Consider the following 25,895-nt stretch of genomic DNA (forward strand, 5'->3'; position numbering starts at 1 on the left):
CAAACGGGTATTGTCTCAGAGCGCTGTGGCGGGTCAGATTGATGACCTATCCAGCACACTGGGCTGTCAGGGAATGACTGCGTACCGGTCGATGGCAAGGAGAAAGGACCAGTCCCCATGGTAGAACGCCACCAGACAGTCGGGGCGCAACCCGCACATCATATCGCTGCGGGAGATCCGTTAGTGTCGGTCGTCATGGCGAATTTCAATGGGGCGGCGCATCTTGCGAGTGCTGTGCATTCCGTTCTGGCCCAGTCTGTGGAGGATATCGAGCTGCTTTTCGTCGACGATGCCTCGACCGACGCCAGCGTGCAACTCGTGACCGAGATCATTGTGCAGGATCAGCGCGTGAAGCTGCTCCGCTCGGACGTCAATACCGGCCCGGCGGCAACCCGGAACCGGGCGATGGACATGGCAAGAGGGACATGGATCGCGATCGTCGACTCGGATGACCTGCTGCATCCTGAACGCTTCGAGCGGTTGATCGGCGCGGCCAACCCCCTCAAGGCCGATGCAATCGCCGACGATCTGATCCGCTTTCATGATGGCCCGTCCGACGGCGAATCCAGCACACTTCTGGGCGACACCCGCCAGATGGAACCCGTCCGCATAACGCCTGCGATGATGCTCGGGACGGGGGCGGGCGGGCCGCTCGGTTATCTCAAGCCGATGCTCCGCCGTGACTGTATTGGTGCCCTTCGGTACCGTGAGGATATCCGCATTGGCGAGGATCACGAATTCTACATGCGTTTCCTGCTCGGCGGCGGGAACATGTATCTGATACCACAGTCCTACTACCTCTATCGACAACACCCGGCGTCAATTTCGCACCGGCTGAAACCCGCAGACCTCACTGCGATGATCAAGGCCCAGGATGATCTGGTGCCGTTGATGTCAGAGGCGGAGCGTGCGCTCGCGTTGCGTCGGCGGCTTGCGATGGAGCGGTCGAAGCGGGTCGAGGCTTGCGTTGCCGACATCAGGTCGAGGCGAATTTTGTCAGCACTCGGGCGGACCCTTGGCCATCCAGGGACCGCCTTTGCGCTCGCTCGTCTGGCCTCTCGGCGTGTGGCACGCCGCTTGCGGCGCAAGAGTCCTCAACCACTGGCAGCCAAGGATATCCTGCTCGCGCCGCCAAACGAGAAACTGCCGGAGCATTCCGGTTTCAGTGGCATGTTGCGACATATTACTATTCCCCACTCCACTGATGCATGGACCGCGACCGACTGGGCAAAGGTGACAGCCGCCACACAGCATCCCGCGACGCGGGTGATCGCCCTTGGCGGTGTCGGGCTCTTTGCGCTTGGATATGTTTCCGCGCCGCAGCGCGTGCTGCTCGGTCAAGCCGGAAGCGATTGGCCCAAAGGCGCTAGACGATTGCTCGAGAACGGCTACGCCACGCTCTCCCCCACTACCAGCTTTGCCCAGTCCGATGCCAAGACCGTGGCGCGGCGCGCCCTATCCCTGATGCCCGCCCCGGCACCTGAAAACGAAGCCCCACCAGTGCGACCATCGCCGGTTCGCACCACAGTCAAGAGAAAGGCTTGTTGATGTCTCCCTCCCATCCCCTCGTGCATGTGCGCACCCCGACTTACCGTCGGCCCGAACCGCTCCGCCGCTGCCTGAACAGTCTCGTTGAACAGTCCCATGACAACTGGGTTTGCGACGTCTACGATGACGACCCGGAAGGCTCTGCAAGGGACGTCGTTACGGCTTTCTCGGACGACCGCATCACCTACAACCACAACCGGCCGCAGCGATTTGCGTCACGTAATATCGACAAGTGCTTCACACGGGACAATCCGCGCGAGGCGGATTATTTCTGCGTGGTGGAGGATGACAACTTCATTCTGCCGCGCTTCATGGAAGACAACATCGCGCTCTGCCATCGCGAGAATGTTCAGATCGTCCTGCGCAACCAACTCGTGGAACATCACAGCGACACCCCTGATGCGCGGTTGAGCAAAAGCGGGCTTCTCGAGGACAAGCTGAGTGCCGGGCGCTACGAGCCGAATGTTTTCCGGCTGAGCCTGATTGCCGATATCGGTGTCTCCAACGGTGGCCTTTTCTGGTCTTGTGAGGCCTCGTCGGATCTGGAGGTGAGTGTTCCGTGCAGCGCCACGCTACAGGAATATATGCGCACCTTCGCGATCACTGAACCGATCTACGTGGCGCTCGAACCACTGGCCGTCTGGGCGGAGAACGGCGATGCGACCCAACGCGACCACGGGTTGAACGTGGGATACTTCAACCGCGAGCTGACGCTCAAACATTCCATAGGCATTCTGCAACGGCGCGCTTGGACTATCGCACGCGCCGAAGATCGCGCCAACTTTCTCATCCATCCTGCATTTTGCTATTCACGGGAATCGCGCGCTCGCGGCCTCGTGAAATCGCACATCAGGCTGGGCGCAGGGACGGCTCTCCGGTGGAAGGAAGCGCTGCGCCTTGCGGTACGCGGCGGACTGATCCGGCTGATCGGTCGTCCAGAGCCTGGGTTACACCAGTTCCTCCAAGCACAGGCGAACTGATCTCGAAGATCAAATCAGTGAGGGGAATCGTTTGCACCGCGCACCGGCTGGGACGGAGGGTGCCGCTCTTTCTCTGCACGACTGGGGTCGTCCTGCCCGGAAGAGTTCGGCAGATAGGCGACGACGACCAGCATCACGAAATACCCCACCTGCAGGACAATTGCGGTCACCATAAGACGCAGAGCCACCGTCGCAAACCCTGCGCCCTGTGCAAGCGACCAGGCTCCTACGACAATCATCGCGACCAAAAGAAATGCGGCAAATACCACCATACGCATTCCAGAACCCTCACCCCCGTGCTGTATTGAGGATCAGCATAACGGATAATCAAAGTGGAGGCTACCGAAGTGCCGACATGCGCGCAAGTATGAGGACCAGTCGAGCCTATCCGTATTTCTCTTCCAAATAGGTTTCCCAACTTCCCGGCCTCGCGAACTTGCGCAGCCGTCGCATTTCCACCTTGTTCAGAACGATCCCCAGCACTTTCCGCGCGACTTCAGGTTCCATTCTGAGATAATCCCGCACAAGAGTGCGCGGTGTTTTACCCCAGGCACATTGCAGGATTATGTGGTCGATCCGCGACAGCATGATCTTGGTGTCGGCAATTGTTCCCAGCGGTGGCAGGTCGAGCACCACGAAATCGTACCGGTGTCGCAGAGACTCGATCAGGGCCGTCATCGTTTGCCTCATCAGAGCATCACTGGAGCGTCGCGTATTGTGCTCTGGAATGCAGGGTAAGAAATCGAGTCCCGACACCGACACTGTTTGCAGCGCCTCATCCAGCGTCGCGGTTCCGTCGAGGATGCGGATCAGATCGGCCCCTTGATTGCACTGGAGCATCCTGGTCAGCGCAGACCGATGGAGATCGAGATCAACCAAAAGCGTTCGAGCACCCGATTGGGCGACAAGGTTCGCATAATTGGCGGCGAGGGTTGTCTTGCCTTCTCCTGCGACCATCGAGGACACGCCGATCACCTGTGCGCCACTGTCGGTGGCCGCCAGCATGACCGTACTCTGCACATTCCGCAGAGTGTCGGCCAAGAGTGATTGGGAATCGAGCAACGACATGAACAGACTGGGGGCTGTCGATTGCACCACGCTGCGGGCATCGGTGTCGCCATTATTTTTCCCGTTTTCGCTCTTACCGCGCGGTGCTTGCCGAGACAGCGCAGTGGTGTCGAAAAGTGGCATGTAACCGAGGAACGGCTTGCCGGTATCGACCCAAACGTCTTCGCCGACACGAAACGCACGCTCGCGGGTTTCGCGCAGGATGGCGATAACAAACCCGATCATGAAACCAAGGATCGTCGCAATCGCGACAGACTGCCATAGCTTCGGAAGATCTGGCTTTTTCGGCACCGCTGCTTCACTGAGGATGCGCCCATTGGTGACCGGGTATGACCCCTCGATGGTTACCATCTCATAGCGCGACGACAGAGTCTGCTGCAGCGTTTCAAGATTGGCCGCCCGCTGAGCGAGCGCCTTCAGCGCTTTTGTGTCAGGGGGCGTTTGGGCGCGCAGCGCCTCTGCGCGCACCTGTATGGCTTCGCTTTCCCGCTGCAGTTCGCCAATCCGCGCTTGCATCCATTCAGCCATGCGCGCCGTCACTTCCATTTTTGCGTTCAGATGGGCAGCGAGATACGATTCGGCATAGGTATTGACGATAGCGGCGGCGAGCGCGGGCTCCGGCCCGATATAGCTGATATCAATCGTGAAGCTCTGCCCGATCCGGTCGATGCCGACGTCCCGTTGCAATATGAGGGCAGCTCTCTTGATTGCCGAAGCCTCCGAACTACCAGGAAGGGGCGGCGGTGTCTCGGGATCGGCCCCGATCACGTTCTTCACCGCATCCAGCACCGCAGAGAGCATGCTGCGCGCCAGCGATTCGGGTGGGTTCAGAAAAATCGGCGTCTCATGCAAGCTAAGCCGTCGCGCTACCTCTTCGGCAAGCCGCAGTGAACGGAGCACCTGAATTTCGTTCAAAAGCGAGGTGTCGTTGCGCAGAAAGGGCGTGGTCGGTGTGATCTCACCACCAGATTCGTCCATCCGCACATCCACAAGAACGGTCGCGGCGCTGTAATAGAGCGGCGGAGTGGTCATGTGCTTGACCAAGCCAATGCCGAGACCAAGAGCCGTGCAGAGCATGAGCGGCCAACGCTGCCGTCGGGCAGCCGCCAGCAGATCGCCAAGCGTCGTCGTCCGATCCTGCCCCGGAGAACGGTTCAATGTGTCCGGTCTGAGATCCGCGTCGTGGATCTTCATCCCCAGGTCATTGAGCATCATGTCAGGCCTCTCGCAATCACTGTCAACTTTCCCCCCGATGAACCGGACCCGCGCCGTAAAGTTCCAGTTCACGCATGCCGGTCAGCCCCATGAACACGCCAACGTGCAGGGTTCCGCGCAGCAAAGCCGCGTTGCGCCGCGTGGTGTCGTAGCCGCCAAGCACGGCTGCACCACAGCAATAGGTGACCTTTGCCAGTGCCACCGCCAGATTGCTCAGCAAGCGCCCGGCGCCGATCTTTCGGCGCAGCATCCGCCCATGGGTTTGCCCCATCCGGAACCGCCGCCGCAACAACCAACCATAGGCGAGCCGCTCGGGTATCACATCCTCATGGACCAAGGCGCGTTCCGCATAACCGATTTTGCCGCCCGCTTCGTGGATCTCATTGAAGAACAGGCTATCCTCGCCGCCAGTCTTGCCGAGTGCCAGATCAAAGCGGCGGTCGCGCACCGCCGGCGCCTGCCGGTCGATGATGACATTGCAGGTGTAGCCCGTCCGGATCGTACCCTTGACCCAGACCGGGCGCGTGGAGTGTATCTCCAGATTGCACATCCACGATGGTGCGCTCTGGTCGTATACGCCTTCGACCGGACCCAGCACGACATCGGCCTTCGTGCGCCGCAGTTCTTCGACCAGCGCGCACAGCCAATCGGGCGAGGCGGTCTCGTCATCATCTATGAAGGCGAGAAATCGCGCGCGGCAATGATCCAAAGCGCCATTGCGGGCGATCGAGATATTGCCCTCGGGGCAATGCACATAACGCAGCGGGACTGGAAACGTCGCGACAACACCCTCAACCAGAGGCCGTGCACTAGGGGTGGCATCGTTATCAATGATGAGTATCGACAGGGTGAAACCATCCGGCACGCGCAACGCCGCAAGCGACTCCAGCGTGACGCTCAACTGGGGTCGGCGATAGGTGCAGACACACACCTCGATACTGTCATTGAGACACACGGTCATCGGGCGTCTCCAGGGGACGCCACTGATGCGCCGGCAAACAAAGTCCCGAGTATCTGCCACCAGAATCCAGTTGACCATGCAACATGCATCAGCATTGCCGAGACACTGGACAATGCAAGCCATGCGCGTCGGTGGCGGAGCGCCAGAAACACGCCCGACGCAATGCAGACCGCCAGCCACAGAGCCGCCGGTACCGCGAATATCCAGTGAACGCCTGTCAACGCGGATAACACAACAGCAGGCAGCACCATCATGACCTTCATCTGGCGTAGCTGCGGCGCGACGGCATGCTTGAGCATCGTGCGCGCACGACCGCAGCCATAGTTGAAGTACTGCCGTGTCAGGGCACCGAGCGAACGGCGCGGGATATAGGTGATGACCGGGTCAGCGGTCAGCCAGATGCAATAGCCGTTCCGCCTCAGCCTGAAGTCGAGTTCGGCATCCTCGTTATGCGAGAAGCTGGGATCATAGCCACCCACGGCCCGAAACGCATCCAGACGGATCAGCGCATGGTGGCCGTGGTCAACAAACTGCCCTTCAGTGCGCCTGCGGTGGCGCGAACCGCCATTCCCGACGGTCGAGTTCTGCGCCACGGCATTGAGAGCCTCCACGCCCTGTTCTCCATCCGCGATCATGCTGACGACAACGCTATCGGCACCGCTGCGGTCCATCTCGGCCAGAAGCCGGGCACAGTAATCATCCGGATAGCGGCAGTGCGCGTCGATGCGGATCAGGTGACTTGAAACGCCTTGGTCCTCGGCCACGGCCAAATTGATCGCGGCGCTCTGGATGCGTCGCGGATTGTGTAGCAGCGAGATGCAGGAGTCGCGGCTGGCTATGGCAGAAACGATCTCCCATGTGCCATCGGTGCTGCCGCCATCGACCACCACGATCCGTCCGCCAATCTGATCCATCGTTCTGGCAAGCTGCGCCAGGAGCGGTGCAATGTGTTCTGCCTCGTTCAGGCAGGGTATGACGATCAGTGGGACCGGCTTGGCAACCTTCGGGATTTCTGGAATATCTGTCCTCACAGCATGACCTTTGTCTGGGCATAAAAGATGCAGCTTCGGCACCGATCCGGTCCGACTGCCTGTCTGGCAAGGTTTGCGCGCCTTGACAGTCTTGGCACCTCCGCCTCACCCACGCAACCAAGGCACGCCATCCGGCCAAGGGACGGCTGGAGTCTGCCGGTTGATGGCTGTTTTTTGCCCATCGATAGAAAACTCTGACCCGGCAACGGTTGAAATCATCGTGCGCTTCGGGCTTATTACTGTTTTCCTCTCGGGTTGACTTTGTCTCGGTGTTCGTCACCGATCAGATCGCTTGCGAAAACAGCTGAGCAACCACGCTGATCTCGCCAATCATCTTGGTAGAGCCGTGCAGTTCTTGGGCTCAACGTCGAGGGAGTGGGCAAAACATGGGGGTCATGCGGCCAACTTGTCTACGCCTAACCTCCCGTCAAGGACAGCGGCCCATGTGACGGCAACGCGATGTGCGCCCTGCGGTGACCATCTCATCGGGCGGCGTTTTCCCAAGTGGGTGTTGCCGATGTCATCGACGCAGCCTTCTGCCCGGGACAATGAAACCGCGAGGCCGTTTCGGTATCGACAACCGTAGTCCGGAAGCGCGTCGGAGGTGTTGGAAAGGTAGGAATATGGCTCCTGACACCGGGCTTTAACGCGCCTGACCGCTTCCCGTAAATCTCGGGTTTCGGCACGCAATCGATCACAATCGATTTGGAGAAGTTTGAGGATTGTCGCGGCGGTCATCAACTTGCCGTGCCAAAGGTCCCAACGCAGTGTTTCGGCAGGGCGCTCGAAGCGCAATGGCAACCCTGAATTCCCTTCGATTGCAGAAGTCCTTGCACTGCATTTCTATGTGTTTGACCCGCATCGAGATGTGCCACCAGTCCAGTATGTGGGTGACAGGACCTCGACCGGCACGCCGCATGGGATTTGGCAAGTCCGGCTTACCGTCTGAAATCACGGTCACCTTGTTTCGGCCATCCCAACCTTGCGCAATCAGGTCATTTCGGAGCTGTCTGGCAGGCGATGCAGCGGCTTGTTGAACGAAGCCAAATCGTCGGCTCATATTGAGGCTTTCAACCTTGCCGACCACGCCATTAAGGTGCCGTTTTTGGTATTCAGGCCGACATCGTATGTGCGCACCATCCAGGAAAACGGCCAGTGGGGAGGATGCCTCGTTTGTACCCGCGTCCCCTTGGCTTGTGTCGTTATGGCTGAGTTCGTCGGCGATGCGACCCAAGAGCTTTCGAACTGTCGTGTTCAACCGAGCCGAACAGGGCCGGAACATTTCGATCAATCGCGGCTTCTCGAAACGAGTGCCTCGATCCCAATTCAGCCGGCAGGCACCGAAGTTCCGGCGTCGCACGTTTGGGGAAAAGCCCAGCAAGTGGTGATTGCGGCCCATGGTTCGCGATCCCTGCCGGTTGGCACGAGCAGCGTCGAATCCTCGGCCACTTCACCCGAATTCGACCGTACAGCGTATCGAAAATGCGGCCACGATCGTCATGGATCGCACGTCGTTTACCTCAGCCCTCGCATATCCGGCGGGCCTCCATTGCTTCACCGACGTGATCTTGCACAATCGCTTCCTGCAACCGCCTCAACAAGGTCTTTGCGTCGTGAAGGAGCAGGCCCAAGTTCGGAGAGGCAAATTCGTCATACGGACGGCGAAGTCGACCGATACTGCGTCTCCGAGTTTCGCCATCGTCAAAAGTCGTTTCAACAAGAATACTTACATCCATGTTGGGTCTCGCCTTGTTCTGAAACCCTTATCCTACCCCGTCGACCACCAAGTTTTGCCCACTCCCAACACGAGATGAAGAATTCATTGAAATCAAAGGCCAGGTTCGTTCGCATGCACTCACGGGGCAACGCGACATCGGTATTAGTGGCGGAACAGCGGCGGGATGGGGCAAAGACCGACGGGTTCGAGGGTGAATCGATTTTTGGTTGAAATCTAACATCAATGTAAGATAATGTGCGAATTGCAGTACATATGCTGCCCATCGGGAGAAAATCAGAATGGCAAAACGCAGAAAGACACGACTGAAACATCTTGCGGAAAAGGTCCAAAAGGGAGAGCGCATTGTTGGTATGGAATGCCACGATACACCAAGTGCGATGATGGCCGAAGAGCTTGGCATGGACCTGCTGTGCTGTGGCAGTCCCGGCCCGATGGGCCTGATGGGGCACAAATCAATGGCAACGGTGGATTTCGAAGAACAGCTTTACATGTTACAAGGTGTGCTGCGAGGGGCTTCGTCACCATTCATCATCTGCAACATGCCTAATACAACGGCCAGTATCTCCATTGAGGAATCCGTGCGCAACGCGGCAAAAGTGGTTAAGCTGGGTGCTGACGGCGTGCATATCGAGCCCTCGCTTGGGACAGTTCCGCATATTCGGGCCATCGTCGATGCGGGGATTCCTGTTGTGGGTCATTTTGGCGTTCAGGGCGAGCGGGCGGTGATGAACTCTGGCCATAGCCCAGCGGGACGCACCGCAGGGGAAGCGGCCGCGATCATTGAACTGGTCCGCGCCTCGATCGAAGCGGGCATTTTCGCGGCGCTCTTCGAACATACGTCGGTCGAGTTGACCAAGTGGTGCTACGAGAATCTACCGGTCGCTGTCGCCAGCCTCGGGTCGGGCCCCTACGCGCATGGCATTTTCCATGTTTCGAGCGATATCATCGGGTGTTCCGTCTTTCCAATTCCGCCCAAACGCGAACTCTTTGGCGACGTCTGGGGGGAAATGCAGAAAGCATATTCTGCTTATTACAACGCTGCAAAGAGCGGGCAGTTCCCCAAGCCGGATCTTTCACACACCATGCTTGACGGGGAACACGAAAAGTTCTTGTCGCTTGTCGGCTGACCCCCGTGCCGCATGATGCTGCCAGGACAGCTTTGGAGCCAGCGCAACTCATGCGCTGGCTCGCCGCGCTGCCGTACCAACGTCGCGTTTGTGTCGAATGTGGCGCTGGAGACGCCGAAGTCAGCTATTTCATGGCGGAGCATTTCAACCTCGCGATTGCTACAGACCCTTGCCCGCCGAAATCGGCCTATCCGGTATCGACTGAAACCCCTATAGGATACGTCAAGTGTCGGGCCGAAAATCTGCCATTGCCGCCAGATAGTGTTGATATGGTGGTATCCATGCAAGCCCTCCATCATTTCAATGTGGCGCGTCATCTTGCCGAAGCCCACCGGGTGCTGAGTCCGGGCGGTATCTTTGCCGCGCTCGCCTGGAGCAATATCGAATTGCCCATCGATGTCAGGGGCGCGTGCGACGGTTTTCTCTCGACGATCGACCCATTCTGGGAACCAGAGCGCAGTTGGGCGGTTTCGGGCTACGCCGGGCTTGCGTTCTGTGGAGAAAAGGTAGAGCTGCCATATGCCGTCATGTGCAGGACCGTTCCCGTGGAGGAACTGATCAAACTCTTCCGTGGTTGGAGCGCTTACAGGGCAGGTCAGCAGGATTGCTCGAACGCTCTTCAGACAGCGCGCGCAAATCTGCTTAGGCTGGGACGTTCTGACATCATCATATCGTGGCGGATTGTGGGCCAAGTGTTTCGAAAGACCGGGAGCCTATCAAGGATACCAGACGTGAACAGGCCGACATGACGATCCCGGAACGAAAATCCACGACTTTCGAAATTTTTGTACAGCGCAGATTCTGCGATCTGGAATTGGCTTCGGTCATCCACACCCTGCAAACGGCCAACATGGTGCATGGCGCGCCGCATTTTGGCTGGCGGGTCATCTCGGATCGGCCGGGGCTCGTGCAGGGCGGTGGCGTCTGTCTCGTGCGGGCGGAGCCGGTCATTCCAAATCATTGCCTGGCTGACTTCCTGATCGTGATCGCCTCAAACACAGCCAATCCCGCCGTCTGGATGGCGCGCATCCGTAGTATGCGGCGGCTGGGGCGCTCGGTGATCCTGCTCGCGGATGCCGCCACCGCCTTCATTGCCCGCACCCAGGTCGAGACCGGCGCGGTCACAACCCACTGGGCCGATGCGGTGGCGCTGCGCGAGACCCAGGATCAGCCGCGCCTGACCGAGAATCTGTCGGAATCTTCCAACGGCATCATCACTGCTGCGGGACGCGCGGCAACCGCGGAACTTGTGATCGGTTTGCTAGCCCGCGAGTTGCGGGTGTCCGAGATCACCGAGATCGGCCGCCACCTGCTCTTGCCGGAAATCCGCACCAGTTCCAGCTCCCAGCCTTTTGCCCCAGAGGCGTTTCACAAATTCTATGACAAGGCCGTGTCGGATGCCCTCGCCATCATGGAGGATAATCTGTCTGATCCACTTTCAATCGTTGCGATCGCCGCTGAGCTGGACATCTCGCAACGGTGCCTTGAACGTCGCTTCCGCGCGGTCTTTGATGCCTCGCCAGGACATTATTACAAAAAGTTGCGTATTCGCCGCGCGCATCATCTGATCCTGCGCACGAAACTGCCACTGATCGCCATCGCCACCGCCACCGGCTTTGGTTCGACCGGCTCGCTGGCCACCGCCTTCAAGAAATCCTACGCCGTCACGCCCTCGGACCAACGCAGAAAACATCGAGAGCGCGTGCTCGACTACTCCGCCGAGGTTTGACGGGCTCAGGCAAGTTCGTCGCGCCAGATCATATCCGCCAACGGCGAGGTTTCCGATACCGTGTTCATCGGACAGGTTGGACATCCTGATCGGGATGGTTTGTTCTTGCATCCTCGGCATTCATTGACCGCGCCCAAAACGTGGTTGACCTCGCCTTGAATCTCGATTGCGAGCCGGGCCATGAGCATGAGCGTGTCGGACAGTTCATTGAGTTTGGCCGCCACCTCTTGTGACGATCCAGAGCCAGTGGTGTGATGCGCGCGGACCCCCGCGATCGAGGCGATAACCTCAAGCGGAATATCTAGGTCGCGCATGTTCTGGATCATTTTGGCCAGAACCACGTCACGCTCACCATAGGTCCGCGTTCCCCCATCGCTGCGCTCAGGCCTGAGGATGCCCAGATCCTCGTAATGACGCAGAGAGCGTTCACTCAAGCGGCTAAGGCGCGAGAGTTCTCCGATCTTCATCTGTCTTGTGTCGCTGATCTTGGCCAAGTGTCTTCTTTCTGTAGTCTTTCGTCGCGGACAGTGCCCCATACATAGCAACAAAAAACGGAACACAATAGGTCAAGCCCGCCTTTGCGAGATCACTTTCGGCGGAACCGAAGATTACATCGCTCTGATTGATCAAGTTCAGGACCGTCCCGACCACGATGGCAATTCGGGTGGAACGCAAGACAAGGGTCCGTGACACCCCGAGATTGAAAAGAAGGTTGTTCATGCGTCCATCCGCTTGTTGCTTTAAGTCCGAATGCCCCTGCGCGGGGGGCCGGCGGGGCATTCGTCTGTTCTAGAATGCGCGTCCCGATCAGAAGCGATATCCGATCCCGATGCCCGCAACGATAGGATCAATCGAGGCCTTTCCGGATACCGTGCCTCCGGCGGTGGTGACCTTTGCGTCGATGTCTACAAAAAACTTCTTGATATCGGCATTGAGATACCAATTGTTTCGGAGCTTGATATCAACCCCAGCCTGCAGAACAAAACCAGGATTGTAGGTTTCGAGATTGAAGGATGTCGCGGGGCCCCTTTCGTTATTGGCCACGACAAGCACAAGCGCCGGACCCGCCCCGATATAGGGCTTGATGCTGCCTCTAGGACGAAAATGATACTGAGCCATGACGGAAAGCGGGATCAACCACGCTTCCCCAAGGGTGGGCCCGCCCGACAAGGACACGTCGTGCTTGGTGATACAACAAATGGTTTCCGCGGCGATGTTTTCCGTAAAGAAGTACGACAGGTCGATCTCCGGAATGAACTGGTTCGAGACATGCGTACGTGCGGGGACATTGTATTGAGCGCTGTCTTCGGGAAAAACACCGGCAATCCTGCCTCGTACCAGAAACCTGTTCGCCCAGCCCTCGTCAGCGGTCAAAGCGCCCTGCGCCAGTGCCGTTCCTGAGGTTTCTGCCAGCAAGACGATTGCCAACAGGATGAACCCGACGGAGAACAGTAATCGTCGGAGCCGATTCACCCGTCTTGAGACCGTTCCCGGTTCGCACACAAAATCCATCATCATCTCCTCCCCATTTCTAAATATGTCGTAGACGAAAGATTTGATGATATAATTTTGCTTTTTATCATCAAAAACGCCACTAGGATCTCACATTAAGGATAGATTATGAAAAATCAAGTATCCTTTCTTGCCCTATGTGCGCAAACTTGATGGAAATGTGGGGTCTGTTCCGGCTGGGGGCAGAGTGACACTCTAAGAGTTTCCCCGTGTCGTTTCATTCTGTAGAGCACAGTGGTTTTGCTGATACCGAGATCGCGGGCGATCCATCGGTATGAGCGACCCTCCGCCACGGCTTGAATGACCTTCGGTGCAAGCTTGTCGGAGTTCGACCGTTGTCCAGGTTGGCGCCCGAGCTTCTTGCCGGGGGCGGTTACAGCATCCGTCCCACCTGGTCCCGTCGTGGGCGTAAACCGCAGTGGGTCGTGGACGCGCTGGCTGCTGGTACAACTGCCGGTGATCTGGAATTCCGCTGAAAGATCACCAACCCTGCGGCTAAAGAACCGGAGGCTGATCGTTGCTCGACCCGGTCATTCTGACCTGGCGCTGCGTATGATAGGAGCGGCCTCACTTGGGCCGTCAGTGTGGCTGACCTGTCCCCTTCGAGCGACCGTCACAGAGGGCGGAATGCAGCCTGTCGCAGTTCGCGCCATCGAGACCAAGACTCTGCAAAAGCGGTCATTCGAGGTGGAAAGCACCTGGTGCGGAATGGAGTTTTTCAAACTCCTAGCAGTTTCTCGCGCCGCGGGAGTTACAGGTTCATCCTTGCGTGCGGTTAGTTTGCGAAAGTGCCAGCCTCGACGAAGTCATGACAACACGTCAGCACGGGGAGGTGCGAACGCAACGCCGCTCTTCCCATCAATCGTTCGGATAGGCCGCGTGCCGATCCTTGCGCCGGTTTCCAGGTCGACGACAATCGGCACGATATTCTTTCCGGTCTCGGCATCGACATAGCGGGTCAAGTCTCCGCCGGCCCGATGCTTTGTCCCCCATGCGTTCAGCATGATCAGCACTGGCAGAAAATCCTGTCCGGCCGGTGTCAGCACATATTCGTCGCGCGGCGGACGTTCCATGTATCGCCGCTTTTCCAGCAAACCCTCTTCTGTCAGCGTCGCCAATCGGCTGGTCAGCATCGTGGGCGCGATCCCAAGGCTTTTGCGGAACTGGTCGAACCGCGTGAGGCCTAGAAAGGCGTCACGCAGGATCAGGATGCTCCAGGAATCGCCGACGCAGAGAAGGCTGCGGGCGATGGGGCAATGGGCGGCGAGATCGTCTTTCATGTTAGTATCATTTCTGTATTGACTAACTACTATTTTGATATCATATGGACCGTAGAGTCGAACTTCAAGTGAAATGGACAGACCATGCGCCCCTCACCCCAGCCCGTCGCCCTGATCACCGGAGCGTCCTCGGGCATCGGCCGAGCCAGCGCCGTTGCCTTCGCCAAGGCCGGCTATCGGGTCTTCGGCACCAGCCGCAAACCCATGACGGCCCCGGCAAATGGCATCACCATGCTGGTCGCGGACGTTACCGACGATGCCTCGGTGCGGGCCCTGATCGCAGAGGTCATGGCCGCCTCCGAGCGCATCGACCTTCTTGTCAACAATGCCGGATACGCTCTATCAGGAGCTGCCGAGGAAAGTTCGATCGGTCAGGTTCAGGCCCTTTTCGAGACTAACTTCCACGGGGTCGTGCGTGTGACCAACGCCGTCCTGCCGATCATGCGGGCGCGAGGTGCCGGGCGCATCCTGAACGTCGGCTCGGTCCTCGGGCTGATCCCGGGGCCTTTCGGCGCCTACTACGCTGCCAGCAAACACGCCATCGAGGGCTATTCGGAATCGCTTGACCACGAGGTCCGCCCCTTCGGCATCCGCGTTGCCGTGATCGAACCTTGGGCAACCAAAACCTCGATCGAAGCGAACTCGCCGCAGGGGGACCGCCCGGTGCCGGCCTATGCCCAGACCATCGCCCGATACCAGACGGCCTTTGACGCGGCGATGGCCGCAGGCGACACCGCCGAGGATGTCGCGGCCACCATCCTTGCCGCTGCACAGGACCGCAGCCCGCGCCTGCGCTACCCCTCGGGCAAGGCCGCGCGGCAGACCTCATTCGCCCGCCGCTTCCTGCCCCGGGCGCTGTTTGACCGGACCCTCCGCAAGCAATTCAACATCGCCTGAGGGATGTTCATGACACCCTCCTATAGCGACGCCCTGACCCAGGTCATCACGGCAGCGGGCACCCGTTTTGCCTACCGCGAGGTTGGCCCGCGCGGCGACACTCCGCTTGTTCTTCTGAACCACTGGGGAGCGGCGCTGGACAACTTCGACCCCCGGATCATCGACGGCCTTGCCACCCGGCATCACATAATCGCGGTCGACTACCGGGGCATCGGTGCCTCGGGTGGCTCGGCCCCCCTGACCATCGACGAGATGGCGCGCGACGCGATTGCCCTGATCCGCGCGCTTAGGCAGTCGTCCGTTTATCTTATGGGCTTTTCGCTGGGCGGGATGGTGGCGCAGGACGTGGTACTGAAAGCCCCCGATCTGGTGCGCAAGCTGATCCTGACCGGCACCGGCCCAGCGGGAGGAGAGGGGATATCAAAGGTCGGCGCAGTGTCCTTACCGCTGATCCTCAAGGGAATTTTCACCTTCCGCGACCCCAGGACCTACCTCTTCTTCACCTCGACCGCCAATGGCCGCAACGCTGCCAAGGCGTTTATCGCCCGGACCAAGGAGCGCAAGACCGGCCGCGACAAGGGCCCCACTCCGCGCGCCTTCCTGCGCCAGTTGAAAGCGATCCACGCTTGGGGCCGCCAGTTGCCACAGGACCTGACGCGAATCCGCATTCCGGTTCTGGTGGCCAATGGGGAAAACGACATCATGGTCCCGACCCTCAACTCCCACGACATGGCCCGCCGCATTCCGGGGGCAGAGCTGGTGATCTATCCCGACGCCGGTCACGGCGGCATCTTCCAGTATCACGCGCAATTCGTGCCGACGGCGCTGGCCTTTCTGGCTGCCTGAACGCCCCCTTTCGGAGAAAACCGATGCAAGCTTTCCTTGTTGACAAGTATCATAAAAATGCCCCGCTGCGGCTGGCCGATGTCCCTGAACCCACCCTCGGCGAGGATGAGGTTCTGGTCCGGATCCACGCCGCCGGGGTCAACGTCCTCGACGCCAAGCTGCGCGATGGCGAATTCAAGCCGATCCTGCCTTACAAGCTGCCGCTGATCCTTGGGCACGACATGGCTGGTACTGTCGTGAAGGTCGGGCCGAAGGCCACGCGCTACAAGGTCGGCGACGAAGTCTTCGCCCGCGTGGACGACTTCCGTATCGGCACATTTGCCGAAACCATCGCGGTCAGGGAAACCTCTCTTGCGGCAAAGCCCAAGACCCTTACCATGGAGGAAGCAGCGTCGGTGCCGCTGGTCGCGCTGACCGCCTGGCAGGCGCTGGTCGAGATTGCAGGATTGCGTGCGGGACAGAGGGTGTTCATTCAGGCAGGTTCGGGCGGAGTGGGGACAATCGCGATCCAAATGGCCAAGCATATCGGGGCCTATGTCGCCACGACCGCCAGCGCCGCGAACGCGGATTGGCTCAAGGCGCTTGGGGCCGATCTGGTCATCGACTACAAGACGCAGGATTTCGAGACGGCCTTGCGCGACTATGATGTGGTCCTGCACAGCCAAGACGCCAAAGTGCTTGAAAAGTCACTGAACGTCCTGCGGCCCGGCGGCAGGCTGGTGTCGATCACCGGTCCTGCCACCCCGACCTTCGCTGCACAGATCAAAGCCCCCTGGTTCCTGAAACCGGTGTTCTGGGCGCTCAGCCGGGGCACCTACAAGAAGGCCCGCCAACGCAACGTGTCCTTCGATTTCCTGTTCATGACAGCGAACGGCACTCAGTTGCAGCAGATAACTGCCCTGATCGACGCAGGCCATATCCGCCCGATCATCGACCACGTCTACCCTTTTTCCGAAACGAACGCCGCAATCGCACATGTTGAAAGCGGTCGCGCGAAGGGCAAGGTCGTCATCAAGGTGAGGTAGCTTTCCCTCCATTCTATCGATGTGACCCAACGCACCACCTATTGCAAGGGTTAGGCTGTATGTCGCTCGATCTTACTTGAGTGACCACGAACGTCCGGTCTTGCGACAGAGGTGCCTCGAGGTCACCAGAATGGCCGGACACAATGGGTCAATCACGGTCATCTAGGGTTCCGAGCCTGAACTGAACCATTGCTGCGCCGCCGCTAGGCTGCTTTAGAGCCCACAGTGGATGGTCAGGGGCAACATCATCCTCATGTCATTTAACGTCGAGCGGCCCGCATTTTGGTTCGGAATGGCCGATCGTGCTGCGGACAAATCGGCAAGAAGCCTTTTGCGCCCCGTATTATTCCAAGCGACGCGGACAGGGCGGAAACTGGACTCTCGCTGGGCTGAGGTCGAAGGGCCGGAATACGACCTATAGCGCAAGGCCACAGCGTGCAGGGCAGGCTGCCACCAGGCACCAAACGGGCGCGTTCGCTTCCATGGCATTTTACTGGGCAACAGGGTTCAGAGTCCAATGCAGGATCTGCTGGTCAGTCTATCTTGGCAACAGGGCGTCAACGCATCTGCATTCCGAGAATTTTCTCAAGGTTGCTTTCGATGCAGGTGGCCAAAGCGTGGACTTTTTCGGCGACCACCTGACCAATCGGCGTCAGGTCATATTCGACATGCGGTGGAACCACAGGATAGGCGGTGCGCTGGATCAACCCGTCTTCTTCCAGCACCCGCAGGGTTCGAGCAAGCATGCGTTCCGACACGCCCCCGATCCGGCGGCGCAAGCTGCTGTAACGATGCGTGCCGTCTTGCAGCACGATCAGCACCAGCACTCCCCAGCGGCTGGTCACATGGTTCAGCACCGTGCGCGAGGGGCATTTTTCGTTCAGGACATCCGCAGGTCTTTGGGTCAGGTTGGTTTCGGGCATATTTTTGAAACTTACATTTTTGTACGTACTTCCTTTTCGATAGTATTCGTTTAGATGTGTTCCGTCAACGCAACATACGGAGCTTTTAATGACAATCGCCATCACCGGAGCCAGTGGCCAGCTTGGTCGCCTTGCCATCTCGCACTTGAAGACCTTAACTGATCCTGCTGAAATCGTGGCGCTTGCGCGCGATCCCGGAAAACTGGGCGATCTAGGCGTTATTGCCCGCGCCTTTGACTACACACGGCCCGCAGGTTTTGCTGCCGCGCTTGACGGGGTCAAAACCCTTGCGCTGATTTCATCAAGTGATTTCAACGACCGCCAAGGCCAGCACCGCAATGTCATCCAGGCTGCCGAGGCCGTAGGAGTCGAACGCATTATCTATACTTCGATTTTGAAGGCCGACCGCTCACCCTTGCTGATCGCTGCAGATCATGCGGCTACCGAAGATATCATCGCGGCCTCGAGCCTGAGCGCCACGATCCTGCGCAATGGCTGGTACACAGAGAACTGGACTGACAATCTAGGAGGGGCCATTGCCGCGGGGGCCCTGATCGGGGCGGCGGGGAAAGCCTGCTTTACCCCCGCTACCCGCGCCGACTATGCTCATGCCCTCGCTGTAGTTGCCGCCGACCCGACCCATGCCGACCAGACATATGAATTGGCGGGGGACGAGGGGTTCACCCTCTCAGAGCTTGCGGCCGAAGTCTCGCGGCAGACGGGCAAGACGCTGCCCTACAACGATTTGCCGGGTGAGGTGTATCAGGGCATTCTGGAAAGCCTGGGCCTGCCACCGGGCTTTGCGCAACTGCTGGTCGATGTGGACAACAAGGCTGGCGAGGGCTGGCTGGCAGATGACAGCGGCACGCTGTCGCGCCTGCTGGGCCGTCCAACGGTAAGACTGGATCTGGCCGTGGCGAATGCGCTTGCCTAATCCCGCATGGCAGGTCCACGATCCGGGTGGCCTGCCACTTGCCGTCCCTTTTATCCGGCGATCCCTTAGCGCACCCCGCTACCCTGCCGCGCTGCCATCAGACCGTTTCCGCCCGGTCAATGTCAGCGGCGCTGGTGACATTCCCGCTGATCGAAGGTCAATTGCGAGGCCGGGAGCCACCAAATGATGAACAGGGTTGGAGGTCAGCTTGGTCCGCTCACCGGACGGTGGCAGGGCCAAGAGTCTTTACCCAGGCGCGAACGGCTGCTTTTGTAAAGTAACTCCTCACGCCGCGCGCCGCATCGAACGGCGGCTACGGGACGGACTTTCATGGCAAAGGTCTACCTGCCGATACTCGAACAAGCTCCGGCTAATCGACCCGGCCGTGCCTGGTGAGATAGTCCAGCACCGCCTGGACCCGACGCGGAAGCGTCTTGGCCCGGCCCACATAGAGTAGGTGGAAATCCTCGAAAAGCGGTTCGGCGTGCGGGTCGCACAAGACGACCTGCCGGGCCGCCAGTTCACGGGCGACGGTGAAGCGGCCGACACGAGCGGCGCCGGCGCCGACGGCAACGAGGGCCGCGATGGTGGCCCCGTCATTGACCAGCAGGCGCGATGATCGCCCCCGCCATGTCGCGTCACGGCGGGCATAGGAAAACCCGATCCGGAGCGGGGGCGGTCCGCCATCGCCGCGGGGAGGAGCCATCACCTCGACAATCTCGCTGCGGCCCAGGTGCCGGGTCATGAGGGTGGAGTCGTCAAGCGGCCCGGCCCGCACCGCCAGATCGATCGGTTGACCATAAAGATCGCTCACATTATCGCCGATCGCCAGGTCGATGCGGATCTCCGGGTGCGCTTGCAGCAGCCCGCCCAGGATCGGCGCCAGGATATGGTTGGCATAGGCGGCGCTGGTGGCGATGCGCACGGTGCCCGCGACCCGGCCGCAGCTTGCTTCATGCTCGGCCGCATCAAGCGCCTCGAGAATCGCCTGGCCTTGTCGCGCGAAGCGTGCGCCTTCCTCGGTCACCTGGATCTTTCGGGTCGAACGTTTCAGCAGGGTCACGCCCAACCGTTCCTCGAGCCGGGCCATCATCTTGGACACCGCCGAGGGGGTCATCCCGCGCATGCGCGCGGCGGCTGAGAAGCTCCCCTCGGCGAGGACGCTCAGCAGGGTCTCGATTTCCGCAAGCCGGTTGGTGTCGCGCATTTACTTCGCCGATCTGTGAATTGAAGGCACAATAGATTGTAGTTTTCAGTGTCTGTTTTCTCAAGTCATTTGCGCCGATCTTGCACCCGACCACGTGGAGATTTGCATCATGACAACGACACTGACCGCAGGACGCATCAAAACCGGACACAAAGCCCGTTGGGCCCTTGTCGCGCTTGGCATCGGCGCCTTCGGGATCGGACTGACCGAATTCGTGATCATGGGATTGCTGGTCGAGGTAGCGCAGTCGCTTTCGGTCAGCGTGCCATCGGCAGGCTTGCTGATCAGCGGCTATGCGCTTGGCGTCACCTTTGGCGGCCCGCTGCTGACCCTTGCCACGGCGCGCCTGCCGCATCGCAACGTGATCCTTTCGCTGATGGCGATCTTTATCCTCGCCAATGTCCTTTGCGCCATCGCGCCAAGCTATGGGTTGCTGATGCTGGGGCGGGTCATCAGCGGCGTTGCCCATGGCACCTTCTTTGGCGTCGGTGTCGTCGTCGCGCAAAGCCTGGTCCCGCCCGAACGCAAGGCCTCAGCCATCGCATTGGTCTTTACCGGCCTGACGCTGGCAACGGTTCTGGGCCTGCCCTTTGGGACCGAACTGGGGCAAGCGTTTGGCTGGCGCGCAACCTTCTGGAGCGTGAGCGGCATCGGCCTGCTGGCGCTTGCCGCCAGCGCATTGTCGCTGCCCGCCGGCACCCACGGCGAAACCCAGGCAAACTGGCGCAGCCTGGCAAGGCTTCTGCGGGGCGCGCCGCTGTTGGCGCTCGCCACCACGACACTGGGTTATGCTGGGGTCTTCCTGGTCTTCACCTATATCGCGCCGATCCTGACAGAGGTCAGCGCGGTCGCCCCGTCCCATGTATCACGCTACCTGCTGCTGTTCGGTGCGGGGATCGTGGTGGGCAACCTGCTTGGCGGGCGCCTTGCGGACCGCGGGCTGCGCCCGGCGTTGCTGGGAACATTGGCGGGATTGGCGGCGGTGATACTGGCCATGCGTCTTGGCATGGGCAATCCGGCTGCCGCGATGATCTCGCTTTTCCTGTTCGGCGCGGCGGCCTTTTCGACCCTCGCGCCGCTTCAGGCCTTCATGTTGCGCCAGTCGCAGGGCGCGAGTACGGAACTGGCATCGACCCTGAACATCTCGGCCTTCAACCTCGCCAATGCCATCGGTGCGGCCATCGGCGGCAGCGCGATCACGGCGGGATGGGGGCTTGGAAGCCTGTTCCCGCTGGGCGCCACTATGCCGGCTCTGGCCGTTCTGCTGACCCTCTTGACCTTCAAATCCAGGGAAGACTCATGAAACCGATTACCGCGACGACCGCCCTGATGCTGTTCGCCCTATCCGCCGGAATGGGTCACGCGAAGGATTGGACCCCGGCTTGGGCCGCCAGTCCGGAAGCCGTCTGGAGCACCGAATTCGACTTTCCCACCGGCCTGCCCGACAGCATCGCCGGGCAATTCATTCGCCAGCCGCTGACCCTTGCCTGGGGCGGGGACAGCCTGCGCATCACCTTGTCGAATAGCTACGGCACCAGACCCTTGCCCGTTGACGCGGCCACGGTTGCGCCCGGCGGCGCAGCCGCCGCGCTGGAGGGGCAGGAGCAGCCGGTTCTGTTTGGCGGCAATCCCTGGGTGATCATTCCGCCGGGAGCGCGGATCACCTCTGATCCTGTGGCGCTGACGATCCAAGCAGGTCAGCGCATCTCGATCACCCTGCGTTATGGCGACGACGCGGTTGCGCAGGATTTCCACTGGGACGCGCGGGAAACGAGCTTTGTCCTTGACGGGGATCGCATTGATGAAGAGATCACCGCCCGCGTGAGTCTTGCCGGCGTGCTGACCGACCATCCGGCCGAGATGGTCGTGGTCGCGATGGGGGATTCCATCACGGACGGCAATGGCGCGACGATGAACGAGGATGTGCGCTGGCCGGATTTTCTGGCCCGACGGCTCGCCCCGCAAGGCGTGGCGGTGATCAACGCGGGCATATCCGGTGGCAGGCTTCTTTCGGAGGGGATGGGGGAAAGCGTTCTGGCGCGGATCGATCGCGATGCTTTCGCCGTGCCCGGTATTGATGCCGTGGTGCTTCTGATCGGCACCAACGATATCGCCTGGCCCGGCTCGCCCTTTGCGCCGGACGAGGCCCCCATGACGCTTGAACGTCTGCAGGCAGGCATCGCCGCCATTGCCGCGAAGGCCAGGATTCACGGCGTGCGCTTGATCGTAGGGACGGTCCCGCCATTTCGCGGCGCGTTGCCCGGCACGCCGATGGAGGCCACCTATTGGAGTGCCGCGAAAGATACCCTTCGCAGCGAGTTCAACGACTGGCTGCGAAAAACCGATCTGATCGACGGACTGGTCGATTTCGACGCCGTGCTGCGCGATCCGGATGAGCCGTCACGGTTGCGTCCGTCCTTTGACAGCGGGGATCGGCTGCATCCGGGGGATGTTGGGAATAAGGCAATGGCCGCTGCCATCTCTTTGGAACTGCTGAAAGGGGAAAAACAGTGAGCACAGGTTGGAACAGCCGTCATCGACGGATACGACAAAATGCTGCGGCAGCATGACCGGCCGTTTCGGGAAGCCGCACTGCGACATCGCACAGCGAGGTGAATAGCAGCAGAGGGCCGCTCATCAGTCCGGGGCTCCATATTCCTGCGCAACCTATGGATAAAGCCGTTGGTATGATACAGGTATCAGGCGAACGACACCGTCATCAGCAATGTGAGAACGCGCCCCTCGCCTGATTTCGCTAATGCAGCAAAAAACTGGTCTGGCGGGTCGCGCTGCGGCACAGTGACTCCGAGTTCAAGGTCGGAACTGGGCCGTCCACGCCGATGCGGTGTGCGCGGACACCCGAAACAGTTCGCCGCAATGCTGCAGGCTTCTTTGAGGCCTTCCACGACATTCGATCCGCCCCGCGCAAGGGTTGCGGCCAATGCATTCCGTTTATCCAACGGCCCGCAGTCACGCTGTGGTTCCTACGCAACGATCAAGCAGCCACTCTCAGACCGGCCATTGCCCGAATGCGGTGATGGCCAGGATAGCCCCTTCGATCATTTTCACCCCATCCACAATTATGCAGGTAATTGCCTGCGCGTATTGACATGCAGGCAATTTCCTGCATATATGACTCTTGTCGCGTATGGAGGCACCGATGGATGACGACATGGTGTTCAAGGCCCTGGCCGATCCTGGCCGCAGGATGCTGCTCGACCGTCTCTGCGAGAAAAACGGGCAGACGCTCAGTCAGCTCTGCGAGACCATGGACATGAAACGCCAATCCGTGACCCAGCATCTCGGCCTTTTGGAACAGGCCAATCTCATCAGCACGGTGCGCCGCGGGCGCGAGAAGCTGCACTTCATCAACCCGGTCCCGCTCTACGAGGTCTATGAGCGCTGGATCCGCAAGTTCGAAGAAGGCCGCTTGAGCCTTCTCCACGACCTCAAGCAGGAACTTGAAAGGAACGAGAAATGACCGACAAATCAGCCAGTTTCGTCTACGTTACCTTTATCCGCACGACGCCCGAAAAAGTATTCGAAGCGATCACGAGGCCGGAAATTGCCCGCCGCTACTGGGGACATGAGAATGTCTCAGACGACTGGCAGCCCGGTTCCGGCTGGCGGCATATCCGCACCGATGAGGCTCGCACCGTCGATCTGGTGGGCGAAGTCATCGAAAGCGATCCGCCCAAGCGGCTCGTCATCAGCTGGGCGAACGAGAGCCAGAAGGGCGATCCCGACCAGTACAGCCGTGTCACCTTTGACATCGAAGCGCAAGGCGACCTAGTCAAGTTGACCGTCGCTCATGACGAGTTGCAACCTGGCAGCGGCATGCTGAACGGCGTCAGCAAGGGCTGGCCGCAGGTGCTGTCCAGCATGAAGTCCTTCCTCGAAACCGGTCAAGGGTTCGATCTCTGACCGCACACCGGCATATCAGGACATGAGGAACACCCCAATTAGTGCGAAGACCTATGAGGGTGGCTGCGCCTGCGGCGCTATCCGCTATGAAACGAAGAGCGAGCCCATCTTCGAGAACCACTGCCAATGTACAGATTTTCAGAAACGCAGCGGTACCGGGCACGGGTCCTATCTGACCTTCCCGCAGCGAGCCGACATGAAAATTACCGTTGAAGCGTCACAATGGAGCGTGGCGGCGGATAGCGGGAATGACAAAATCCATGCCTTCTGCCCCACATGCGGAACACCGGTCTACCTGACTTTTGCGGCAATGCCGGACTTGATCGCGGTCGACGCGACCAGCCTCGACGACCCGAGCCAGTTCAATCCGCAAGCGCTTACATACGGCATCCGCAGCCGTGTATGGGACCGGATTGATCCCTCGGTGCAAAAATTCGAACGGATGGCGCCCGGCTGAGGTCGCCTGGTGTACGCCATCCCGCATGAACTCGACGATCCGCCCCGTCAGGTTGACCTGCCGGCGCGGTTTCAAGCTACCCTTTCACAAACGCCCGCTTTGTCCCGCACAGCCGTCATACGTTCTTCGAACATGCTCCGCGTTTCAGGAACGGCTGGTCTGGTGAAGCTGGGGTGCGGCACTAGACACTCCGGCCAGTGGCGGCTTCTCTAATTGGGCATTCGGGTCAAGCTCGTTTTCCTTGTTGTCTGGGATCTTTGTCACTCATCCGGGTCACGCTTCTCTTCGCAGTCTGGCTGATGCCGCGTGGGACATCGCTGCACGCATGTGTCGGATTGGTTGTGGAGAGCCTTGCTTTGAGACGCGCTTCAAGGGGCGCAGCAGCCATTTTCGGCTTCATCCACAGACCTCGTCCGGTGAGGACGATCCCGTTCAGATTGGTGTTGGGCGGTTAGATCATGCCGTGCCCTCCACTTTCTCTGAACGGAACTCTGTGCCATCCGCCCACATACGGTGAAGCAGGACGGCCAGTTTCCGGGCTACAGCCACAACGGCGCGGCGGCGCCCTTTGGTGCGCATCAGGCGCATGCCCCATGACTTGATCTGCGACCCTGCCATCGTTCGCATCAGCAAGACGTTGGCGGCAGCATAGAGCGTTGCCCTCACATCTCGATCCCCGGCCTTCGATATCCGGCCCGGATTATCGTGCTCGCCAGATTGGTATCGTCTGGGCGTCAGGCCAAAGTGGGCGGCCACGGTGCGAGACCGTTTGAACCGCGCAGGGTCATCGACCGCCGCCTTGAAGGTCAAAGCCGCGATGGGGCCGACACCGGGCACCGTCATCATGCGCATGCAGACCTCATCCTGACTGGCCGCGCGTTTGACCCGCCGATCCAGTTCAAGGAAGTGCTGATACAGAACCAGCCGTGCATCCAGCAGCGGGAGCATGGCGTGGGCCAGAACCTCGTCGATCTCGATCATCGGTCGAACGACGCCATCGAAGCTGCCATGCTTCACCGTCTTTGGCAGGCGGATGCCAAATATCTTCAGCAATCCGCGCACCTCGTTGGCCAGATCGATGGTCTTGCTGAGCAAGGCCTTCCGCGTGCTCAAAAGAGCCCGAACCCCATGCGCCTCCCGGCTCTTCATGTGAACGGGGCTGAACCAACCCGTCCGCAAGATCTGGGCGATGCCGCGAGCATCGTTGCGATCCGTTTTGTTGCGCATAGCGGACAAAGCGGCGCTCACCTGGCGCGCTTCCATGCACACGACGTCGAACCCTTCTGCCTTCAATCCGTAGAACAGATGCTGGCTCAAGGTGCCGGACTCAAACCCGATACGCTCGATCGTAACGGGAAGCGCAGTCAGGTACCCCGCGATCTCTTCGATCTCGCAAGGCAGGTCTCGCTCGTACAGAACCGTGCCTTTGCCGTCGACAACACAAACCGCGCAGGACCGCAACGATACGTCCAAGCCAGCATAATACTCCATTC

The 25,895-nt window shown here is 59.8% G+C and carries 25 protein-coding genes and 1 pseudogene; 14 read left to right on the top strand and 12 right to left on the bottom strand.

Annotated elements, in window-relative coordinates; genetic code table 11:
- Positions 1-117 precede the first annotated feature (117 nt).
- Positions 118-1,548: a glycosyltransferase family 2 protein gene (locus VR71_RS25425; protein WP_296430799.1), complete on the top strand. Its 1,431-nt coding sequence runs from the start codon at positions 118-120 to the stop codon at positions 1,546-1,548.
- Complete coding sequence (locus tag VR71_RS23035; protein WP_045686656.1) at positions 1,548-2,528, top strand: glycosyltransferase; 981 nt, start codon at positions 1,548-1,550, stop codon at positions 2,526-2,528. Before VR71_RS25425 ends, VR71_RS23035 begins: the two co-directional genes overlap by 1 nt.
- A gap of 14 nt (positions 2,529-2,542) precedes the next feature.
- Here VR71_RS23035 and VR71_RS23040 read toward each other — a convergent pair whose 3' ends face one another.
- From VR71_RS23040 to VR71_RS23060, 5 genes and pseudogenes are all read right to left on the bottom strand, one after another.
- Complete coding sequence (locus tag VR71_RS23040; RefSeq protein WP_009816096.1) at positions 2,543-2,806, bottom strand: hypothetical protein; 264 nt, start codon at positions 2,804-2,806, stop codon at positions 2,543-2,545.
- A 106-nt stretch (positions 2,807-2,912) separates the two neighbouring features.
- Positions 2,913-4,811 (bottom strand): AAA family ATPase, encoded by a 1,899-nt coding sequence (locus VR71_RS23045; protein WP_045686657.1) that lies wholly within the window; start codon positions 4,809-4,811, stop codon positions 2,913-2,915.
- A 22-nt stretch (positions 4,812-4,833) separates the two neighbouring features.
- Positions 4,834-5,772, bottom strand: a complete 939-nt coding sequence (locus VR71_RS23050) for a glycosyltransferase family 2 protein (RefSeq protein ID WP_045686658.1) — start codon at positions 5,770-5,772, stop codon at positions 4,834-4,836.
- Positions 5,769-6,845, bottom strand: coding sequence for a glycosyltransferase family 2 protein (locus VR71_RS23055; protein ID WP_296430801.1), 1,077 nt, complete (start codon positions 6,843-6,845; stop codon positions 5,769-5,771). The genes VR71_RS23050 and VR71_RS23055 overlap by 4 nt, the downstream gene beginning before the upstream one ends.
- Before the next feature lie 351 nt (positions 6,846-7,196).
- Positions 7,197-8,539 (bottom strand): annotated as a pseudogene (locus VR71_RS23060) (ISKra4 family transposase).
- Positions 8,540-8,819: 280 nt separating this feature from the next.
- Between VR71_RS23060 and VR71_RS23065 the strand changes: the two are divergent.
- Genes VR71_RS23065 through VR71_RS23075 form a run of 3 tightly spaced genes read left to right on the top strand, consistent with a single transcriptional unit; the run spans position 8,820 to position 11,397 of the window.
- On the top strand, positions 8,820-9,668 hold the full coding sequence (locus tag VR71_RS23065; protein ID WP_009816091.1) for a 3-methyl-2-oxobutanoate hydroxymethyltransferase: 849 nt from the start codon (positions 8,820-8,822) through the stop codon (positions 9,666-9,668).
- A gap of 50 nt (positions 9,669-9,718) precedes the next feature.
- Positions 9,719-10,417, top strand: coding sequence for a class I SAM-dependent methyltransferase (locus VR71_RS23070; RefSeq protein ID WP_296430803.1), 699 nt, complete (start codon positions 9,719-9,721; stop codon positions 10,415-10,417).
- Positions 10,414-11,397, top strand: coding sequence for a GlxA family transcriptional regulator (locus VR71_RS23075; RefSeq protein ID WP_045686660.1), 984 nt, complete (start codon positions 10,414-10,416; stop codon positions 11,395-11,397). Before VR71_RS23070 ends, VR71_RS23075 begins: the two co-directional genes overlap by 4 nt.
- Before the next feature lie 5 nt (positions 11,398-11,402).
- Here VR71_RS23075 and VR71_RS25430 read toward each other — a convergent pair whose 3' ends face one another.
- From VR71_RS25430 to VR71_RS23095, 4 genes are all read right to left on the bottom strand, one after another.
- Positions 11,403-11,891 (bottom strand): MerR family transcriptional regulator, encoded by a 489-nt coding sequence (locus tag VR71_RS25430; RefSeq protein ID WP_296430805.1) that lies wholly within the window; start codon positions 11,889-11,891, stop codon positions 11,403-11,405.
- Positions 11,836-12,177, bottom strand: a complete 342-nt coding sequence (gene nrtS / locus VR71_RS25615; RefSeq protein WP_367118666.1) for a nitrate/nitrite transporter NrtS — start codon at positions 12,175-12,177, stop codon at positions 11,836-11,838. The genes VR71_RS25430 and nrtS overlap by 56 nt, the downstream gene beginning before the upstream one ends.
- A gap of 27 nt (positions 12,178-12,204) precedes the next feature.
- Entirely contained in the window at positions 12,205-12,912 is a 708-nt protein-coding gene (locus VR71_RS23090; RefSeq protein ID WP_296430807.1) for an OmpW family outer membrane protein, read from the bottom strand.
- Between the two features lie 803 nt (positions 12,913-13,715).
- The gene (locus VR71_RS23095; protein WP_045686662.1) at positions 13,716-14,189 is read right to left on the bottom strand and encodes a helix-turn-helix domain-containing protein; all 474 of its coding nucleotides are present in this window, start codon (positions 14,187-14,189) and stop codon (positions 13,716-13,718) included.
- An 84-nt stretch (positions 14,190-14,273) separates the two neighbouring features.
- Between VR71_RS23095 and VR71_RS23100 the strand changes: the two genes are divergently transcribed.
- Genes VR71_RS23100 through VR71_RS23110 form a run of 3 tightly spaced genes read left to right on the top strand, consistent with a single transcriptional unit; the run spans position 14,274 to position 16,957 of the window.
- Positions 14,274-15,086: an oxidoreductase gene (locus VR71_RS23100; RefSeq protein ID WP_045686663.1), complete on the top strand. Its 813-nt coding sequence runs from the start codon at positions 14,274-14,276 to the stop codon at positions 15,084-15,086.
- A gap of 9 nt (positions 15,087-15,095) precedes the next feature.
- Complete coding sequence (locus VR71_RS23105) at positions 15,096-15,932, top strand: alpha/beta hydrolase (RefSeq protein WP_296430809.1); 837 nt, start codon at positions 15,096-15,098, stop codon at positions 15,930-15,932.
- A 23-nt stretch (positions 15,933-15,955) separates the two neighbouring features.
- Positions 15,956-16,957: an NADP-dependent oxidoreductase gene (locus VR71_RS23110; RefSeq protein WP_045686665.1), complete on the top strand. Its 1,002-nt coding sequence runs from the start codon at positions 15,956-15,958 to the stop codon at positions 16,955-16,957.
- A 557-nt stretch (positions 16,958-17,514) separates the two neighbouring features.
- Here the strand turns inward: VR71_RS23110 and VR71_RS23115 are convergent.
- A complete protein-coding gene (locus VR71_RS23115; protein ID WP_009816080.1) occupies positions 17,515-17,880 on the bottom strand; it encodes a helix-turn-helix domain-containing protein in 366 nt (121 codons plus the stop codon).
- An 88-nt stretch (positions 17,881-17,968) separates the two neighbouring features.
- Here VR71_RS23115 and VR71_RS23120 point away from each other — a divergent pair, with 88 nt between their 5' ends.
- The gene (locus VR71_RS23120) at positions 17,969-18,814 is read left to right on the top strand and encodes an NAD(P)H-binding protein (protein WP_045686666.1); all 846 of its coding nucleotides are present in this window, start codon (positions 17,969-17,971) and stop codon (positions 18,812-18,814) included.
- A gap of 370 nt (positions 18,815-19,184) precedes the next feature.
- Here the strand turns inward: VR71_RS23120 and VR71_RS23125 are convergent, their stop codons facing one another.
- Positions 19,185-20,021: a LysR family transcriptional regulator gene (locus VR71_RS23125; RefSeq protein ID WP_045686667.1), complete on the bottom strand. Its 837-nt coding sequence runs from the start codon at positions 20,019-20,021 to the stop codon at positions 19,185-19,187.
- Between the two features lie 109 nt (positions 20,022-20,130).
- On the opposite strand from VR71_RS23125, the gene VR71_RS23130 reads away from it, so the two are divergent.
- The 5 genes from VR71_RS23130 to VR71_RS23150 all read left to right on the top strand — a co-directional run bounded on the left by VR71_RS23130 (position 20,131) and on the right by VR71_RS23150 (position 24,402).
- Positions 20,131-21,324, top strand: a complete 1,194-nt coding sequence (locus tag VR71_RS23130) for an MFS transporter (protein WP_045686668.1) — start codon at positions 20,131-20,133, stop codon at positions 21,322-21,324.
- A complete protein-coding gene (locus VR71_RS23135; protein ID WP_296430811.1) occupies positions 21,321-22,535 on the top strand; it encodes an SGNH/GDSL hydrolase family protein in 1,215 nt (404 codons plus the stop codon). Before VR71_RS23130 ends, VR71_RS23135 begins: the two co-directional genes overlap by 4 nt.
- 646 nt (positions 22,536-23,181) lie before the next feature.
- On the top strand, positions 23,182-23,502 hold the full coding sequence (locus VR71_RS23140; protein ID WP_040650959.1) for a helix-turn-helix domain-containing protein: 321 nt from the start codon (positions 23,182-23,184) through the stop codon (positions 23,500-23,502).
- Positions 23,499-23,945, top strand: a complete 447-nt coding sequence (locus VR71_RS23145; protein ID WP_045686669.1) for an SRPBCC family protein — start codon at positions 23,499-23,501, stop codon at positions 23,943-23,945. The genes VR71_RS23140 and VR71_RS23145 overlap by 4 nt, the downstream gene beginning before the upstream one ends.
- Before the next feature lie 22 nt (positions 23,946-23,967).
- Entirely contained in the window at positions 23,968-24,402 is a 435-nt protein-coding gene (locus tag VR71_RS23150) for a GFA family protein (RefSeq protein ID WP_045686670.1), read from the top strand.
- Between the two features lie 456 nt (positions 24,403-24,858).
- Here the strand turns inward: VR71_RS23150 and VR71_RS23155 are convergent, their stop codons facing one another.
- Entirely contained in the window at positions 24,859-25,893 is a 1,035-nt protein-coding gene (locus tag VR71_RS23155) for an IS110 family transposase (RefSeq protein WP_045686671.1), read from the bottom strand.
- Between the last annotated feature and the right edge of the window lie 2 nt (positions 25,894-25,895).

Origin of the sequence: Roseovarius sp. BRH_c41, assembly GCF_000961715.1 — a bacterium.
In the GTDB taxonomy this organism is placed as follows: Bacteria; Pseudomonadota; Alphaproteobacteria; order Rhodobacterales; family Rhodobacteraceae; genus Roseovarius.

Excerpts from the sequence above, each read along its gene's own strand:
- VR71_RS23110 (WP_045686665.1), top strand. The coding sequence starts at position 15,956 with ATGCAAGCTTTCCTTGTTGACAAGTATCATAAAAATGCCCCGCTGCGG.
- VR71_RS23070 (WP_296430803.1), top strand. The coding sequence starts at position 9,719 with ATGCGCTGGCTCGCCGCGCTGCCGTACCAACGTCGCGTTTGTGTCGAA.
- VR71_RS23090 (WP_296430807.1), bottom strand. The coding sequence starts at position 12,912 with ATGATGGATTTTGTGTGCGAACCGGGAACGGTCTCAAGACGGGTGAAT.
- VR71_RS23135 (WP_296430811.1), top strand. The coding sequence starts at position 21,321 with ATGAAACCGATTACCGCGACGACCGCCCTGATGCTGTTCGCCCTATCC.
- VR71_RS23045 (WP_045686657.1), bottom strand. The coding sequence starts at position 4,811 with ATGATGCTCAATGACCTGGGGATGAAGATCCACGACGCGGATCTCAGA.
- VR71_RS23140 (WP_040650959.1), top strand. The coding sequence starts at position 23,182 with ATGGATGACGACATGGTGTTCAAGGCCCTGGCCGATCCTGGCCGCAGG.
- VR71_RS23120 (WP_045686666.1), top strand. The coding sequence starts at position 17,969 with ATGACAATCGCCATCACCGGAGCCAGTGGCCAGCTTGGTCGCCTTGCC.
- VR71_RS23035 (WP_045686656.1), top strand. The coding sequence starts at position 1,548 with ATGTCTCCCTCCCATCCCCTCGTGCATGTGCGCACCCCGACTTACCGT.
- VR71_RS23105 (WP_296430809.1), top strand. The coding sequence starts at position 15,096 with ATGACACCCTCCTATAGCGACGCCCTGACCCAGGTCATCACGGCAGCG.
- VR71_RS23095 (WP_045686662.1), bottom strand. The coding sequence starts at position 14,189 with ATGAAAGACGATCTCGCCGCCCATTGCCCCATCGCCCGCAGCCTTCTC.
- VR71_RS23150 (WP_045686670.1), top strand. The coding sequence starts at position 23,968 with ATGAGGAACACCCCAATTAGTGCGAAGACCTATGAGGGTGGCTGCGCC.
- VR71_RS23155 (WP_045686671.1), bottom strand. The coding sequence starts at position 25,893 with ATGGAGTATTATGCTGGCTTGGACGTATCGTTGCGGTCCTGCGCGGTT.
- VR71_RS23065 (WP_009816091.1), top strand. The coding sequence starts at position 8,820 with ATGGCAAAACGCAGAAAGACACGACTGAAACATCTTGCGGAAAAGGTC.
- VR71_RS23130 (WP_045686668.1), top strand. The coding sequence starts at position 20,131 with ATGACAACGACACTGACCGCAGGACGCATCAAAACCGGACACAAAGCC.
- VR71_RS23115 (WP_009816080.1), bottom strand. The coding sequence starts at position 17,880 with ATGCCCGAAACCAACCTGACCCAAAGACCTGCGGATGTCCTGAACGAA.
- VR71_RS25425 (WP_296430799.1), top strand. The coding sequence starts at position 118 with ATGGTAGAACGCCACCAGACAGTCGGGGCGCAACCCGCACATCATATC.
- VR71_RS23075 (WP_045686660.1), top strand. The coding sequence starts at position 10,414 with ATGACGATCCCGGAACGAAAATCCACGACTTTCGAAATTTTTGTACAG.
- VR71_RS23040 (WP_009816096.1), bottom strand. The coding sequence starts at position 2,806 with ATGCGTATGGTGGTATTTGCCGCATTTCTTTTGGTCGCGATGATTGTC.
- nrtS (WP_367118666.1), bottom strand. The coding sequence starts at position 12,177 with ATGCCCCGCCGGCCCCCCGCGCAGGGGCATTCGGACTTAAAGCAACAA.
- VR71_RS23145 (WP_045686669.1), top strand. The coding sequence starts at position 23,499 with ATGACCGACAAATCAGCCAGTTTCGTCTACGTTACCTTTATCCGCACG.
- VR71_RS23125 (WP_045686667.1), bottom strand. The coding sequence starts at position 20,021 with ATGCGCGACACCAACCGGCTTGCGGAAATCGAGACCCTGCTGAGCGTC.
- VR71_RS23100 (WP_045686663.1), top strand. The coding sequence starts at position 14,274 with ATGCGCCCCTCACCCCAGCCCGTCGCCCTGATCACCGGAGCGTCCTCG.
- VR71_RS23050 (WP_045686658.1), bottom strand. The coding sequence starts at position 5,772 with ATGACCGTGTGTCTCAATGACAGTATCGAGGTGTGTGTCTGCACCTAT.